The sequence below is a fragment of the Deltaproteobacteria bacterium CG11_big_fil_rev_8_21_14_0_20_49_13 genome (genome assembly GCA_002796305.1).
GTDB lineage: Bacteria > UBA10199 > UBA10199.
The window spans coordinates 1-16537 of the sequence record PCWZ01000073.1; the positions used below are offsets into that span (position 1 = coordinate 1).

Here is a 16537-nt window from a genome sequence, read left to right on the forward strand (position 1 = left end):
ACCGACTCGCAAGGCTACGAAGATGCCAGCTATCTGAACGACCCAAAGACCAGGTTCAAGACCGGCGACATAATACTTGTCAAGCTTTCAGAAAAAGAAGGCGAGTTCCTTCTTACGCAAAGACCGCTTGTTGAAGGCGCCCTATTCTCGATGGACCCGCATACAGGCGGGGTCAAGGCGATGATAGGCGGTTACGATTACAAGGAGAGCGAATTCAACCGCGCGGTCCAGGCCCTTCGTCAGCCCGGCTCATCGTTCAAGCCGTTCATATATTCGGCCGCCCTGGATAAAGGTTATAAATATTCAACTCCGATCCTCGACGGTCCGGTGATCTATTCCGTAGGCATAAATCAGCCTCAGTGGGCGCCCAAGAACTACGGCGGGAAATATGCCGGCCTCACCACGTTTGAAAGCGACCTCATTCACTCGCGGAACATCCCAACGGTAAAAATAGCGAACGATATCGGGCTTCATTATCTTACCGCCTACATTCGCAAGATGGGGCTCACAACTCCGATCGGCAAATATCTTTCGATGGCGCTCGGTTCCAACGGCGTCTATCTTTCAGAAATGGTCAGGGCATATTCTACGTTCGACAACGCAGGGATAAGACCCAACCTTATCTATATAACAAAGATAACGGACACCGATGGAAACGTTCTTGAAGAGGTAGACCTGAAAAAGATAGACGAGGCCAACAAGACCGCCGATGAGGCGTTCGATGTCTCTGAAGAACTTGCATCCAAATTCAAGGACCTGAACCACAAACTCTTTGAGGAAGGGCAAAAATATATCGACTCCGATAAACTAGTGTTAAGCCAGGAGGACATTAAGGTCCTTTACGGCGAGGCCGTCCCAAAGGACCATGTAATAACCCCGCAAACCGCCTTTTTAATGACCAAGCTTCTGACCGGTGTCGTTGATAGAGGGACCGGAATACGTGTAAAGGCGCTCGGACGTCCCGTGGCCGGAAAGACAGGGACAACGAACGACGAGACAGACTGCTGGTTCGTAGGCTTCACCCCCGACCTCGCCGCCGGAGTTTGGATAGGCTTTGATAACATCACCCGGATCGGCTCCAGAGAAACGGGAGGGGTCACCGCCGCCCCGATATTCCTTGAGTATATGAAGGAAGCCACCAAGAATATGGAGGCAAGGAAATTCGAACCTCCAAACGGGCTTAAAGAAGAGCGTATTGCCAGCATAAGCGGAGGTTCCGCCGTTTATTTCAAGGGATACAGTATGCTTCGCGAAGGCTTGAGCTCTGAAAGACGCGTCACAGATCGCGCGATAGACTTCTTCGATGAGGATATGGCGCCGCAGGACTCTTTGCCGTACGTTCCTCCGGCTCCAAAAGCATCCGACGGCGGAGAGGACGACCTGGAGTTTTGACCTAGATCATCTCTTCAAGAACGGCCTTGACGCAGGAGCGAAGCGCCGAAAGACTGTAGCCGCCTTCGAGGACCAATACAAGGCGCCCGCCGCACACCTTCTTGGAAAGCAAGACAAGTTTCGATGCAAGCCGCCGGTAAGCGCCGGTCGTCAACTTCATACCTCCAAGAGGATCCTCTACGTGGGCATCGAACCCTGCAGATACCATTATAAGCTCCGGCTTGAACCCTTCGACCTTTGCCAGAATATTATCCCAAGCGGCACGGAACTCTTCGTCTCCTCCGCCGCCATTTAACGGGACGTTGATATTAAGTCCCTTGCCTAGGCCCTTACCGGTCTCTATCGCATCGCCGGTTCCCGGGTAAAATGGATGACGGTGGACGGAGGCGAAAAGGACATCTCCCCTGTTATAGAAATGGTTCTGTGTTCCGTTGCCGTGATGAACGTCAAAATCAAGAACGGCGACCCTTTTCAGCCCATACTTATTTATGGCATGTTCGGTCCCTATCGCAATATTATTAAAGAAGCAGAAACCCATCGCATGGGTACGCTCTGCATGATGCCCGGGCGGCCTTACAAAGGCGAACGCGCCATGGGAATATTTCTCTTCCATCACATAATCTACGCACGCGATCACGCCGCCGGCGGCAAGAAGCGCCGCATCCCATGTTGCCGGACATGTAGAGGTGTCGGGGTCAAGATCTTCGAATTTACCTGAAGTAGATTCAATGCGATCTATGTAATGACCGTCATGCACCCATGAAAGCTCTTCTTTGGTGGCAGGTTTGGGAATGAGCCTCGTCAGGAAAGGCGCAACCTTCACATCATCGATAACGTTTTTCACGGCCTTGAGCCTTAAGGGGGACTCCGGGTGGTACTCACCCATGTTGTGCCTAGTGTACAGATCTTCCCAAACGTATCCGACTGACATGAGCGCTTTTCTAACAGATTGGAGAAAAAAGAAAAGACTAAAAAGATCTTGGTATAAGGCTACATCCGCCGGATGGAGCGGTTGCATCGGTATCGAAGGTCCCGTTTCCATCCGATCCGTCTTCCGAAGAGTTGGCAGTAAGGGGGTCCTTGGACTCTACCTTTCCCGAAGATGCGATCTCGTAACTTGCCCCACCCCTGCCGCAGGCGACAATGCTCTCGGATATGATAGCGCTCACAACGCCGCTTCTTGGTGGGTCGTATGGCGCGATGCTGGAGCCGCCGGTAAAGGACCTGTCTATGCCACGGTAACCGACTATATATTCGCGACCCGGGACAAGGCCACCTAGGACATAAGAACCGTTCTTTGTACCCTTTGGGTACATGACGCCTGAAACGATGGTTCTTATATCCTCCCACTGATATAGTGGATCGATGGCCCTCGCAACGACATCGGCGCCCTGAAAACCTTTTCCGTCGGTGTCTTCTAGGGCTCCTTCTACCCTGCAAAAGCTGTCCAAATAGCCCTGTGCAGGATATCGCTCGGCAAGAGAGACAACGTCATCGACGTGAAGAACCAGCTGTTCCTTGGAAAAAAGTATCGGATACATCGTCGGGATCTCATCGATAAGGGAATCGTCGCCGTCCCTAACTCTTTTGACCGCCTCTATATTTGCCTGCGTATGATCGAGGTTCAGGAGATGGCCTATCTCATGAAGGATGGCCGCCCTAAATTCGTCCTCACTAACTTCCACTCCATTACTTTTGTTGCCGTCAATGAAAAGACCGTTAAGCACGATGATACCGCCGGCAAATTCATCCTTTCCAACGCTGAAAGGCGACGCAAATCCTACCACGTAGCTACTTGCCTTCTCTCCAAGCTCAAGGTCTATGATGGCTCCCGTTTCATCGAACACGATCACAGCCTCGCCCCTATGGTCGTTGATAATATCTATATAGTTGGTCTCGTTAACATCTTCGGGAAGTGTGCCCGCGAACTCAAAGTCAATATCTGCGACATCTATGGCGGCTCCGTTCTGATCTGCAAGGCTAGATCCTCCCCAGATGCCAAAAAGCCCCCCTATCCATTCCGCGGCCTTTAAAGAGGTGACGTTTGCGTTAAGGTCTCCGCCGTCGGTAATCCACTTTAATGTGTCATCGCTCCATTTTAGGGGAACTCCGTCATTTGTGACGAAGAAGGGACCACCGGCATGTGCAGAGGTGAACGGTGACCGGTTATCGGTAATCAACAGGGATAAAAAGAAGATAATGGCAAAAAGGGGCTTTTTCATCGTGTATAAGTATTTTCGGCAGGATAAGGAAAAAGTTGCTCGTTTTTTTAACTATTTTTGAAGCCTTCTTCGGGTCGCGAACAAAAGGCCTACAAGAACCGGGAGAACGGCTCCCCATGCGGGGTTATAAGGCGCCGCTAGGGACATGCAGAAGCCTTTTTTGGGGCTGTCGGAAGAGTTTTCCTCCTGTTCCTTGCTTTCGGCAGGGGCAGGAGCATCGGTCGCCCTCATTGTCATAAGGCTCACCTCTTTTATCTCGCAGGCATCCTGATAGGCGCTGTAGGCATCAGATGACTTCGGGCTTCCGTCCTTGACAAGATCGCATATCACGCAGGTCTTTCCACCTTCGGAGACCACCGTGTTGCCGTCCTTGGCAAACAGGGCCTCAGAGGGACCATCCAGCCAATCATCCGAATTCTCACCTACCCCGTAAGGGTTGATAGACCCTGCAAATCCACTTTCCGAACTACCCGCCCACTTAGACATGATCGCCTGCATCACAACCTTTGTCGGAACTCCGCCCATTCTCCCAACTATCACATATTTTCCAAGAGGGACGTCCTTGACATCAGGATAATACATAGAGCCGCTAACAAAGGAGATCTGGCCGCCATATTTTTCACTCTCTTTAATGTTGTCCCCATCCGTATAAGCAACGACATTTACCCCCTGATAAGATTCGCCGGTGCTCGCGTTCTTTACCTCCCCCTCTATCCTGCAAAAACCATCCTTGAATTCCTGTGTGGTCCCTTCATCCCAATAGATGTACGCCACGCCGCTCTTGTCGTCGTTCTTAAGGGATGCCTGCTCCTCATCGATATTAGACGGGTACATGGTCGGCACAAAGTTCGGCTTGTTTGGCGCCGAGGTTTCGCTGGCCCCTAAAATGTCACGCAGAGGTTGTGTGTGGTCCAAGCCTATCAAATGACCGAGCTCGTGAAGTATAGTTCCGGAAACATACTTGGCGGATGCCAGTTCCTTTACATCTCCCCCTGTCTCCCCGTCAAATGCAAGGCCGTTAAGGATGACCATTCCACCCGTATAATAAGGAGACTTTGCGTCCTTGAAAAGCAAAGTAAGCCCTAGCGGAGGCTTATTTCCTTCGCCGTAGATATCCTGAAGTATCGAACCATCCTCATCAAAGATGATATGTGTCATTGGGTTCTTAACGGTCCCTTTATCATATTCCTGATAGATATTTCTATCAGAATCAAGCACGGAGCTTTCTACGTCGTGACTCATTGGACCAATTTTTATAAATGAAAGATTTGCCACCTTGACCTCTTTGGTGGGGCTGGTGCCGGCTAGCATCTTTGCATCGCTCCACTCCTTGAACTTTTTCTCGACACATTTAAGAATGCCGCACTTGATCATTTCGGAGCCGCATGGGTCGACAGTGGCGGATTTGCAAAACTCAACATGACTGGCTTCGGGCTCAACGGGGACCTTTTTTGAAAAACGCCCGATATCATATTTCCATAATGTCTTGCCATTCTTCCAGCGGTACGGCTCGCCACCGGTGGTTTCGGGATAGGAGTAGAATGCTCCGTAAGCGAACGCGTTGGATGCTATAAAAAGGAGTGAAAGAATTAATATGAGCTTCTTCATATTGTCACCTCTTACTTGGAAACAGGCTTTTCCCTCAACTGTTTCACAATACCTATAAAGTCATCGATATCTATCTGGTCGTTCTCCACCTTTACCGGCGCCCTCTCAAGGACGGCCTTACTCTGGCCAGGAACCGGCTTCGCTACCGGCTGTTGTAAAAGCATCTGCGTCCTTAAAAGATTCACGTTCTTGATGTTCTTCAGGAACATTTCGCGGGAATTTGAAAGCCTTAAAAGGCTTACCCCCTCTGATGGCCTTTGAACGGGGAGTACGCCTTCGCTTAAATTGATCGGAGCCGTGAGGCCAAGCCTTGAAGGCTTTGCAAGAAACTGAAAGAAATCGCCGCGAGGATAGGCATTTCCCTTGACCGCGGTAGCGACCTTGTATGTGAACTTGTCGCCGCTCTTCCACTCTGTTCCATCGGCTTTCGGGACACACATGGTGACTATCTTGTCGAGAACGACCGTGTAGACCTTGCACCCCAAGACCTTTAGGCTTGGATCGTTGCACGAAGAGATATCGGTGGTTTTGCCCGAAAATATGAAACAGGCGTCATTTGCCATCCGTTCCAAAGGGACATTTGACCTCGTCTGGGTCGCAGAGGCCAGTGCCGGCACTGTTAAAAAAACGGCTAAAACGATCAAATATTTTCTCATATATCGATCCTTTCGTTCGTGATGAGTCTGTCGAACCATGAACATTTTCATCCTTCGACAAGCTCAGGATGTAGAACCATGCGCGCCCAGATTAACCCTATTTATCCCCATAAATCAAACAATAAAATCGGCGAACGGCTCAAGATTACCATAATGGAAATCTAAAGGTTCCAAACCGTCAAAAATTCGTCAGCCGCGGTCATCCCGGTTTGCACCAACCGTCCGATTTTAAGCTTCTTTTTAAAGAACGCGCATGCGCTACTTACTGGTAAAGCAAACTGCATGCCAATTTGCGGGCATTCTATAGATTTTCTTGATTTAAAGTGCCAAAAGGGCTAGATAGCCGACCCTATGCAAAATACAACGGCAGTTGTACTGGCCGCGGGCAAATCCACAAGGATGAAGTCCACCCTTCCCAAGGTGCTCCATCTGGTATCAGGCAGACCCCTTGTGACCTATCCGGTCAGATCGTGTCTCGATGCCGGCGCGGGTCAGGTAATAGTGGTCATCAGCGAGGAACAAAAAGGACGCTTCACGGAACTGTTCGGCGACCAGGACAATGTTTCGCTAACCGTACAAAAAGAGCAGCTCGGAACAGCAGATGCGGTCAGGTCCGCCGAAAATCCTATCAACAAAGAGTCCGAATATATCGTCATCATCCCTGGCGATGTGCCCCTTATAAGGCCCGAAACACTCAAAAAACTGATAACCGACACGCACGCCAAAGAGGCCATCTGCGGCCTTCTTACAATGGACCTCAAGGACCCGGCAAGCTACGGGAGGATACTTAGGGACAACAGAGGGATGGTCACCGGAATAAAAGAGGCCAAGGACGCTTCACCTCCCGAGCTTATGGTGAGAGAGGTGAACAGCGGCATATACTACGTTAAAAAGGATTGGCTCTTTGAATCGCTCAAGAAGATATCTCCCAAGAACGCGCAAAAAGAGTTCTACCTGACCGACATAATCGAGATAGCTTCCAAAGAAGGAAAGAGGGTCAGCGCCACCTGCATAAAAGAACACGAGGAAGTCCTTGGCGTCAACACACGCATCGAACTTGCGGAAGTCAACAGGCACATGAGATACCGCATCCTCGACAAGATGATGCTCGCGGGGGTCGGGATAGTGGACGAGTTGCATACTTATATAGATGACGGGGTTGAAATAGGGGCCGACACGGTCATTTACCCTCACGCCTTCATATCCGGCAAGACCAAGATAGGCAAGGGCTGCAGAATAGAGAACGGCGCCGTTATAAAGAACATGAAGATAGGCGATAATGTAAAGATAAACGCCTATTCATATATTGAAGAGGGAGAGATCAAGGACAACGCAACGATAGGCCCGTTTGCAAGACTCCGGCCCGGGGTTCTGATCGAAAACGAGGCCAAGGTGGGAAATTTCGTGGAGATCAAGAAGTCTACCCTCAAAAAGGGATCCAAGGCCAACCACTTAAGCTACATAGGCGACGCCGTCATCGGCGAAAGGACTAATGTGGGTTGCGGCATGATAACCTGCAATTACGACGGCAAAGAAAAGCACAAGACGACTATCGGCAACGATGTCTTTATAGGAAGCGATGTCCAGCTCGTAGCACCGGTTGAAATTGGAAACAACTCAACGATAGCCGCGGGCTCCACGATAACCGAGAGCGTTCCCGAAAATTCACTTGCAATAGCAAGGTCTCGTCAGGTAATCAAGGGAGACTGGAAATCGAACAAGTGAACAATAGATAGAAATAGGTGATGTTCACTAATCACTATTTACTGATCACTGTTCACTGTTTTTATGTGCGGAATAGTAGGATATGTCGGACATCGTAACGCAACGGATGTCCTTATTGACGGGCTCAAAAGACTTGAATACCGCGGGTACGACTCCGCCGGCATCGCCGTCATGTCTGACGGTGAGCTTTGCGTGAAACGTTCCGTTGGAAAACTGGCCAATCTTGAGAACATGGTCAACGGGTGCAAACCCGAAGGTCACATCGGCGTAGGTCACACCAGATGGGCCACCCACGGGCGCCCATCTGAAGAGAACGCCCATCCCCACCGCGCAGGCGATATTGTGGTCGTCCACAACGGCATCATAGAGAATCATGCTGAGCTAAGAAAACAACTTATCAGTAAAGGACACGAGTTCACCTCCGAGACCGATACAGAGATAGTCGCCCATCTTATTTACCAGTTCGTTTCTCAAGGGCTTCAAATGAAAGATGCGATCTCGCGCTCCCTTGCAAAGATAAAAGGCTCCTACGCCCTTGCCATAATGAACGTTAAAGATAAAAATACCGTTTATATGGCCAAACACGGTAGCCCGCTTGTGGTTGGCCTGGGTGAGCATGAAAATTTCATCGCATCAGACGTCCCCGCTCTCCTTCCCTACACCCGCAAGGTGATATTCCTGGAGGACGATGAAGTAGGAAAGATAACCGCAGACGCTGTTTCTATTCGCGATCACGCGCACAATCCTGTCAAAAGGGAACCAAAGATCATCACATGGGACCCTTTAATGGCCGAAAAGGGCGGGTTCAAGCATTTCATGCTCAAGGAAATATTCGAACAACCTAAGATACTTGAAGACACAATAGGCGGACGCGTTGCCCCCGGATCCGGCAAGGTCATCCTTAAAGAGCTCGACCCCTTATGGAAGAACGGCAAGTTCCCGTTCGACAGGGTCTATATTGTGGCATGCGGGACATCGTGGCACGCGGCCCTCACCGGAAAATACTGGATAGAGCGCATATGCCGCATACCGGTGGCCGTCGACCTTGCCAGCGAATTTCGATACCGCGATCCTATTATAACGAGCAAAACCCTCTTCATCCCCATCTCACAGTCTGGTGAAACAGCGGACACTCTGGCCGCACTCAAAATGGCGGTAGAATCTGGCGCAAAGGTCCTTGCCATCTGCAACGTTGTTGACAGCTCCGTCGCCAGGGTTTCCGACGCCGTTATCTACACACACGCGGGACCTGAGATAGGAGTTGCCTCAACCAAGGCGTTCACCGCACAGCTCACCGCCCTGCTTCTACTTGCCTTATGTTTCGGCAAAAAGCTGGGTAAAATAGATGCGGATTACATTGAACACCGGGTCGCCGAAATATTGGAGCTCCCCGGCCAGATGAAAAAGCTCCTTGATAGCGCCGGCAAGATAAAAGATATAGCGCAAAGGTATTCGGACAAGACCCAGTTCCTGTATATCGCAAGGGGCGTCCATTTTCCGGTGGCCCTCGAAGGCGCGCTTAAATTAAAAGAGATATCCTACGTATACGCAGAAGGCTTTGCCGCTGGAGAGCTTAAGCATGGGCCTATTGCCCTCATCGAGAACGGCACCCCAGTTCTCGCCATGATCCCCAAGGGCTACACCTACGACAAGGTGATGAGCAACATCGAAGAGGTACGCGCAAGGGGCGCCGATGTTATCGCCCTCGCCAACGAAGGCGATAGGCAGATAGCCTCTAAGGCAAAGGATGTCATCTATATGCCGCATACGAGCTGGTACACAAGCCCCATCCTTTATGCTCTCCCGTTACAGCTGTTCGCCTATTACATCGCAGACCATAAAGGTACCGATGTCGATCAGCCGAGGAACCTTGCCAAGAGCGTTACCGTAGAATGACCAATGCCTAATTTCCCAATGACGAATGAATGTCCAAATTCCAATGACCATTTGTTTGAACATTGTGTCATTGTGATTTTATTCGTCATTGGAACTTGATAATTGGTCATTGACTTTAATTATGGAACTAAATGAACAACAACGATTTGCCATAGAGCATGAAAATGGGCCTTTGCTCATTCTCGCTGGCGCGGGTTCAGGCAAGACGCGTGTGCTTACGGAAAGGGTCGTTCATCTCATAAGGAACAAACATGTTCACCCGTCCGAGATATTGGCGGTGACGTTCACGAACAGGGCCGCCGCCGAGATGAGGAACCGCATCGAGCGCACGATAGGCCTCACAGCGCGCGAAGTATGGATAAACACGTTTCACTCGGCATGTCTTAAGATACTCCGGCGCAATGCCGAGCATACGGGCCTTTCGCCCCACTTTGTCATATTTGACAGTTCGGACCAGTTGTCTCTCATCAAAAAGATACTTATCGAACTTAATATAAGCGATAGACTCGTCACGCCACGCGGCGCCGTTGAAAAGATATCCAGGGCGAAGGATTCTTTAACCACTCCTGACAATTATCCGAGCGGCGATTTTTATCAGGGAAAGATGGCCGAGGTCTACAAAAGATATCAGGAAGAACTGCAAAAGAACGGTGCGGTCGACTTTGGCGACCTTATCATGCTCACCGTAATGCTCTTCAGAAAACATCCGGAGGTGCTAAAGCACTATCAAAGCAAGTTCAGATACATACTGGTCGACGAATATCAGGATACCAACCACTCGCAATACGAGCTCATACGCATGCTTTCCGATAAGTATAAGAACATCTCCGTCGTAGGCGACCCCGATCAATCAATCTATGCATGGCGCGGCGCCGACATAAGCAACATCCTCGACTTTGAGCGCGACTTTGAAGGCGCGAACGTCATAAAGCTGGAGCAGAACTACCGCTCCACAAAGACGATCCTTGCCGCATCCGACGCCGTTATCGCCAACAACAGCGAAAGAAAACCGAAGACACTCTGGACGGATAACGAGGAAGGCGAGCCGATAAACATGATTGAAGTAGCGGACGAACGCGAAGAGGCAAGGTCCGTAGTTAAGGAGATAAGGAACCTCACCTCCTCCGGCATCCTTCATAAGGATATCGCCATATTCTACCGTACCAACGCCCAATCGCGCGTGTTCGAAGACGAGTTCCGCCGTGAACGGATACCTTATGTGATATACGGAGGCATTCGATTCTATGACCGCGCCGAGATAAAGAACATCATCGCCTACTTAAGACTTGTCATAAACCCGAACGAGAACGTAAGCCTCAAGCGGATCATAAACATCCCCGCCCGCGGCATCGGAAATACAACGGTCAAAAAACTTGAGGCATATTCATCCGCCGCCGGCGTAACGATCTATGAATATATCACTACACATCTTCAACCTCCCGACTTTAATAGCGGAACACGGCAAAAGCTTTTAAAGTTCGCCCTTCTTGTGAAAGAGTTGACCGAGCTTCGCGACCTTCCCCCCGCCGAACTTGTGGCGGAGGCGGTCAATAAGACAAGATATGTGGAAGATCTGGTCGCCGAAAGGACGGAAGAGACGAACGAACGTGTCCTTAACATAGACGAACTGATATCGGCGGTGAGCGAAGCTATAAAGGCACAACCCGAAATGACCCTGGCCGATTTTCTGGATCAGGTGGCGCTCATAAGCGACATAGACTCTTACAATGAAGGCGAAGATGTCCTTCCCTTAATGACACTGCACCTGGCCAAGGGACTTGAGTTCCCTTATATCTTCATAGTAGGCATGGAGGAAGGCGTACTCCCCCATATAAGGGCGCTCGACGAGAGCGCCGAACTTGAAGAAGAGAGACGCCTTTTTTACGTAGGGATGACACGCGCAAGGAAGAAGGTTCACCTTGCTCACGCGAACCAGCGGATGATAAGGGGGAGCTTCAGCTATAACGTCCCTTCAAGGTTCATGGATGAAATTCCTGAAAAATTTGTACTGCGCACTCAGTGCTCTGTGCGCAGTACGCCGTACGCCTTAGGGCGCAAAGAGAATGCTGAAAGGGACGATTTCGGTCAGGGATGCAACTGTGATGACTTCAGTCAGGTAACATTCGAGGACCAGGAAATAGTCAACAACTCTTCACGATTTGCCCTCCCCTCTTCACCGATCACCGATAACCGATCACCGAATACCGGCTATCGCGTCGGCCAACGTGTCCGCCACCCCACTTTCGGCGAAGGAATAATAAGAAAGACAGAAGGAAAGATCGGCCAGCAAAAACTGATCATCCAGTTCAAAACAGGCGAACTGAAGAACCTCTCCGCCCAATACGCGAAATTAAGCGTTTATTGAAAGCTCTATGAACACACATCCTTGCCGGAATATCGATGCTGATCGCCATTATCGCCCTTGGGGTCATTCTTGTCGACAGCCACACTCTAAAGACCCGCGGCAGGGGTTTTCTGGCGATAATATCGTTCGCGGCAGCAACCGTAGCCGTCTGGGTCGCCTATGACTACACCCTCCAGTATCTCACTTTCTCTTCGGTCATAGTTGGAGTACTGATGTTCACCGGAATGCTGGGCGTTATCATCGTGATATTCACAGAATCCCACGAATGGGCGGAGGCGCTCTGGGTAAGAGAAAGACGCAGACCGTTCGTTCCCGCAAGACTTCTGGACGAAGAACTGCCGATGGTCTCCATACATGTTCCAACCTACAACGAACCGCCGGAAATGGTAATAGAGACACTGAACGCCCTTGCCGACCTTGACTATCCGCGGTTCGAGGTCATCGTGATGGACAACAACACCAAGGATGAGGTGGTCTGGATACCTGTCCTTATCCATGCCGAAAAGCTCGGCCCAAGATTTCGTTTCTTTCACGAGGACAAGCTTTCCGGGTTCAAATCGGGAGCGCTCAATTACGCGCTTCTCAAAACATCCAAAGATGCCTCGGTCATCGGGGTCATCGACAGCGACTACAATGTGGACAGGAACTGGCTCAAGGACCTTGTCCCTCAGTTCATGAACAAAAGGACCGCGATAGTTCAGGCCCCTCAGGACTATCGGGACGAGGATGAGAGCATTTTTAAGGCGATGTGCTATTCGGAATACCGCGGTTTCTTTTACATAGGCATGATCACGAGAAACGAAAGAAACGCCATTATCCAGCACGGAACGATGACGCTGGTTAAAAAGAACGTGCTGGAAGAGGTGGGCGGTTGGGCCGAATGGTGCATAACCGAGGACGCCGAGCTGGGCCTTCGGATATTCGAAAATGGTTACGAGGCAATGTACATACCCAAAAGCTGCGGCAAGGGGTTGATCCCCGACACATTCATCGACTTCAAGAAACAGAGGTTCAGATGGGCCTATGGCGCCATACAGATACTAAGGCACCATGCAAGGAAGATATTTGGTAGAGAGAAAAACGCACTGACGCGGGGCCAGAAATATCACTTCTTTGCAGGATGGCTCCCATGGATAGCGGATTCGGCCAATCTCATCTTCAACTTCGCCGCTCTTCTTTGGACGCTGGCAATGCTTCTGGCTCCGAGAAAGATAGATCCTCCGATGGCCGAATTCGCCATGCTCCCCATCGTCCTATTCATGTTCAAGATAGTAAAGCTCGTATACATCTACAGAACGCGGATCGGAGAGGGTGTTTTAAATACAATTTCGGCGGCAATCGCGGGAACCGCACTTTCACACACAATAGCCGTTGCCGTTCTGCAGGGTTTCACTACAAAGGGAAAACCTTTCTTCAGGACGCCTAAAAGAGCGGCTTCTTTCGCCGTACTTCACGCGCTGTCGACCGCAAGGGAGGAGTTGTTCTTCATGATGGCCCTTCTCCTTTCGGCATTTGCATTAACGGTAAAGATAGGCATTCAGACCTTTGATATGCATGTGTGGATAATCGTTCTTACTATCCAGTCGGTCCCCTATGCCGCAGCCGTAATGATGTCATTTATCAGCGGGCTTCCTATTAAGATAGATGCCGAAAAAAGGGCCAACAGCATATGAACAATCACCTTAAAGTTTTTTTGCGGCGTATCGACTGGCATCTCCCGGGTATCGTCGCATTCTTCCTTTTCGTTACAATATTTTATTCCGGCATCAATTACAATGGACCCTTTATCGACGAATCTTTCTACTCTTACGCCCCAAGGCTCGGCAATGTCTTTTATATAACCGGTGACGTAAGGCTCTGGCCAGAACTCTCAAATCTTGCCAACATCGCCGGGGGGTTCCTTGCGGCAAGGCTTCTTTCGGCCATCTTCGGAGCGGCCACCGCGGCGTTTATATATCAATTTGCGCGCATGTTCGTACGCAAAGCGTCGCCAGATGTCAGCGAAAGGAAGGCCGCGTTTTACGCCGCGATCATATTTTCTGCATCCGCCCCGGTCGTTTTTGCGAACACGATTGCCGGATACGACTCGCTCTCATTCATGCTCCTTTCCCTTGGACTGTGGCTTACGGCAAAAGGGTTTGATCGCGGTTCTGGCAGGACACTTATCCTGGCGGCATTCTCTTTGGCCATGGCAGCCGCCTCACGCTATGTAACACATCTCTACCTTCCTGTTGCCGCCCTTATTGGGCTGTACTTCGCATACACGAACAAGAGATACTGGCTGCTTCAATATCTTTGGGGAGGGATGATATTTTTCTCTGGTCTCTACTGGGCCTTCGAACATAGACACATCCTTGCAGCGGTGGCCCACGCAAGGAACGACGCCTTACAGGTCCTTGCCACGAAACTTTCTTATGTCGTCATAATAAAGGAGGTCTTCTGGAGAGGTGGCCCTGCAGTGGTATTGGCCCTTGCCGAAATGTCCTTCTGCACGTATCGACTGATATGGCGTAAAGAAAATCTGGCCCTCGGAGAAACCGTCATTTTTTTTGCCGGGTTCCCGATTATTCTTTATCACCTAGCTAGCGGCAATAATTTCGCGATGAACAGGAACCTCTATCTTGCCGTGATGTTCCTATCGATCCCGGCCGGCATCTTCCTTTGCAGGATATCGGAAATTACACGGAAACTGCAATATATAATCGTACCGGTCATCATTTTTTCAGCTCTGAATCTATCGGCAAGACCGCTGAAGATCGACCGGCAATGGCCCGATTGGCGACCGGTTATAACCGCCGCCAAGGATCTTGGACTTGGTTCGGCAGGCTCCGTATGGTCAACGGCAAGAGGCGGCAACTTGGGAAATGTCTGGCTGTTAAGAAGTGAGTTGGGCGTGAATGTCGACTATACATCCCCATGGAAGGCGGCATCCCCGGAAGACCTCGTTTCGCTCGCTCACAGTTCTGGTGTTGAAGTGATCGTAGGACCGTTCCCCTCGCATGATCTCAAAGAGGGTTCACTGCTCGGCGGCTACAGGGTCATAAAGGCGATCCCCGTAACGAACGGTCCCAAGGCCTACATCTTGATCAAACTTGAAAGATAGATATCGCCCAATGAACCTAAAACCCGGAATAATATTTTATATTATCGGCGATCGCCCTTTCACACACCTTGCAAAAAGGTTTTGCGCCTTTAGTGAACATGATGCAATCCAGCATCGGTCGATAAAGACCCTCTGAGGAATACCCAGCCCCTTCAAAGGCTCCTACCTTCCCCTTGAACCTGCTCTTAGAAAGATAATCGTCCGAGTTCATGGCCGCATCTTTTGAACGTCGCTCTATCTCGTTCTCGAGATCTCTGATCTCGGCCTTCGGGGCGCCGGACCTCTTCATTGCGGCCAGCTTCTTGTTCAGCTCCTGCCTTATTTTCTGGTAGGCCAGGTCCATCTTATCGAAACCCTCCTTCTCCCAAGGCGTTGGAGTGTCCACTCCCTGAGTGACAAGCCCTTCCCACTTGAGCTCTTTCTTCTTTGGATGGGCGGTGATGTTCGGCTCAAGCGGCTCAATGCCCTTGGGATAGAAGTCATTGTAAGCCGTAGAAGAGGTATAATATTCGTCGGCGAGACCAGCGAAAGAATGCCCGAACTCGTGAACGATAAGATATTTATACCACTGGTTGTCGGTAGTGAAAACGGAGTAGAGATTGTATATGCCACCGCCGCCATAGCGCTTGTGGTTGACCATTATGGTCAGGGCATCGTAGGGGGCATGGGCCGCGATGTCGCGAAGCGCTTTATTGTTCTCCGTCATCAGATAACGCTCCGACCCCAAAGAATCGAACGTTGTGTCTATGGCGGTGTTCTTAAAAGAACCGTGGCTCGGCTCGTCACACCCGCTCTCATCTGAGGGTTTAAAGACACCGTATATGTTTATCTTATCCTTTAAAGATCTATAGGGCTCCTGCGAAAGCATCGTCCTTGCAAAACGGTTAAAGTCCTTTACTACCTTACCCTCTTCGGCGGCCGTGTAACCTTCGGCCACAACGGCAATATCAATGTGCGTATGAGGTTCGCCGTTATGAACGGTCTTAAAGACCTTCACGCCTCTCGAAAGGGCCTCTTTATTTATGTTCGTACTTTTGGGATCTATCTCCTGCCTGAATATCTCCTTAAGTTCATTGTTCTTCCCCCTGCTTTCTATCGTGAAGATGATATCGGCCTTTGGATACGGGATCAGCATCGACTCCTGATAACTTTTCTTTACCCCTTTTATCGCATCGTCCGTAGTCCTGTATTCGCCGAAATAAGTATCAAACCCCTTGGAGAAGATGAGCTCCTTTGATGCCTTATCGTAGATCTTTGCATAATATTTGCCCAAATTCCTCTCATCTATCAGGTTCTTCACGCTCCCGGCCCACCTCCCCTGCTTATAGATGGTGTCGATGGTAATGAACTCTGTCTTTGAGTCGCCGGTGTGCAGATAGTCAATGCGCATTGTATCATCTGCAAAGAGATCGTCAAAGGTCCTGCTTCCGGCAAAGGCCGCGGTTGCTGCCGACATGAGCACCGCAAAAAGCATAAGACACGACTTCTTCATGGAGCCTCCTATTCTGATGGGGGGAACGACCGGTTCGAAGACTCACCGTTTCCCCCCAAACCCCTTTCACTCGCACTG

The 16537-nt window shown here is 50.3% G+C and carries 11 protein-coding genes; 6 read left to right on the forward strand and 5 right to left on the reverse strand.

Annotated features, from left to right (window positions below):
• Positions 1–1392: hypothetical protein (locus COV46_07050; GenBank protein ID PIR16746.1), on the forward strand; the 1392-nt coding region annotated here is incomplete at its 5' end.
• A 1-nt stretch (position 1393) separates the two neighbouring features.
• On the opposite strand, the gene COV46_07055 is transcribed toward COV46_07050, so the two are convergent.
• The 4 genes from COV46_07055 to COV46_07070 are packed head-to-tail and all read right to left on the reverse strand — an operon-like array spanning position 1394 to position 5929.
• A complete protein-coding gene (locus tag COV46_07055; GenBank protein PIR16747.1) occupies positions 1394–2434 on the reverse strand; it encodes a histone deacetylase in 1041 nt (346 codons plus the stop codon).
• A complete protein-coding gene (locus COV46_07060) occupies positions 2361–3614 on the reverse strand; it encodes a hypothetical protein (protein PIR16748.1) in 1254 nt (417 codons plus the stop codon). Before COV46_07060 ends, COV46_07055 begins: the two co-directional genes overlap by 74 nt.
• A gap of 51 nt (positions 3615–3665) precedes the next feature.
• Positions 3666–5222, reverse strand: a complete 1557-nt coding sequence (locus COV46_07065) for a hypothetical protein (protein ID PIR16749.1) — start codon at positions 5220–5222, stop codon at positions 3666–3668.
• A gap of 11 nt (positions 5223–5233) precedes the next feature.
• Positions 5234–5929, reverse strand: coding sequence for a hypothetical protein (locus COV46_07070; GenBank protein PIR16750.1), 696 nt, complete (start codon positions 5927–5929; stop codon positions 5234–5236).
• Positions 5930–6229: 300 nt separating this feature from the next.
• On the opposite strand from COV46_07070, the gene glmU reads away from it, so the two are divergent.
• The 5 genes from glmU to COV46_07095 all read left to right on the forward strand — a co-directional run bounded on the left by glmU (position 6230) and on the right by COV46_07095 (position 14967).
• Positions 6230–7603 (forward strand): UDP-N-acetylglucosamine diphosphorylase/glucosamine-1-phosphate N-acetyltransferase, encoded by a 1374-nt coding sequence (gene glmU / locus COV46_07075; protein ID PIR16751.1) that lies wholly within the window; start codon positions 6230–6232, stop codon positions 7601–7603.
• A gap of 63 nt (positions 7604–7666) precedes the next feature.
• Positions 7667–9499, forward strand: coding sequence for a glutamine--fructose-6-phosphate transaminase (isomerizing) (gene glmS, locus COV46_07080; GenBank protein ID PIR16752.1), 1833 nt, complete (start codon positions 7667–7669; stop codon positions 9497–9499).
• A gap of 121 nt (positions 9500–9620) precedes the next feature.
• Positions 9621–11864, forward strand: a complete 2244-nt coding sequence (locus COV46_07085) for an ATP-dependent DNA helicase PcrA (GenBank protein ID PIR16753.1) — start codon at positions 9621–9623, stop codon at positions 11862–11864.
• Positions 11865–11899: 35 nt separating this feature from the next.
• Complete coding sequence (locus tag COV46_07090) at positions 11900–13537, forward strand: hypothetical protein (protein ID PIR16754.1); 1638 nt, start codon at positions 11900–11902, stop codon at positions 13535–13537.
• Positions 13534–14967, forward strand: coding sequence for a hypothetical protein (locus COV46_07095; GenBank protein PIR16755.1), 1434 nt, complete (start codon positions 13534–13536; stop codon positions 14965–14967). Before COV46_07090 ends, COV46_07095 begins: the two co-directional genes overlap by 4 nt.
• Positions 14968–14983: 16 nt before the next feature.
• On the opposite strand, the gene COV46_07100 is transcribed toward COV46_07095, so the two are convergent.
• Positions 14984–16459, reverse strand: a complete 1476-nt coding sequence (locus COV46_07100; protein PIR16756.1) for a peptidase M64 — start codon at positions 16457–16459, stop codon at positions 14984–14986.
• Between the last annotated feature and the right edge of the window lie 78 nt (positions 16460–16537).

Excerpts from the sequence above, each read along its gene's own strand:
- COV46_07055 (PIR16747.1), bottom strand. The coding sequence starts at position 2,434 with ATGGAAACGGGACCTTCGATACCGATGCAACCGCTCCATCCGGCGGAT.
- COV46_07060 (PIR16748.1), bottom strand. The coding sequence starts at position 3,614 with ATGAAAAAGCCCCTTTTTGCCATTATCTTCTTTTTATCCCTGTTGATT.
- COV46_07065 (PIR16749.1), bottom strand. The coding sequence starts at position 5,222 with ATGAAGAAGCTCATATTAATTCTTTCACTCCTTTTTATAGCATCCAAC.
- COV46_07070 (PIR16750.1), bottom strand. The coding sequence starts at position 5,929 with ATGAAAATGTTCATGGTTCGACAGACTCATCACGAACGAAAGGATCGA.
- glmU (PIR16751.1), top strand. The coding sequence starts at position 6,230 with ATGCAAAATACAACGGCAGTTGTACTGGCCGCGGGCAAATCCACAAGG.
- glmS (PIR16752.1), top strand. The coding sequence starts at position 7,667 with ATGTGCGGAATAGTAGGATATGTCGGACATCGTAACGCAACGGATGTC.
- COV46_07085 (PIR16753.1), top strand. The coding sequence starts at position 9,621 with ATGGAACTAAATGAACAACAACGATTTGCCATAGAGCATGAAAATGGG.
- COV46_07090 (PIR16754.1), top strand. The coding sequence starts at position 11,900 with ATGCTGATCGCCATTATCGCCCTTGGGGTCATTCTTGTCGACAGCCAC.
- COV46_07095 (PIR16755.1), top strand. The coding sequence starts at position 13,534 with ATGAACAATCACCTTAAAGTTTTTTTGCGGCGTATCGACTGGCATCTC.
- COV46_07100 (PIR16756.1), bottom strand. The coding sequence starts at position 16,459 with ATGAAGAAGTCGTGTCTTATGCTTTTTGCGGTGCTCATGTCGGCAGCA.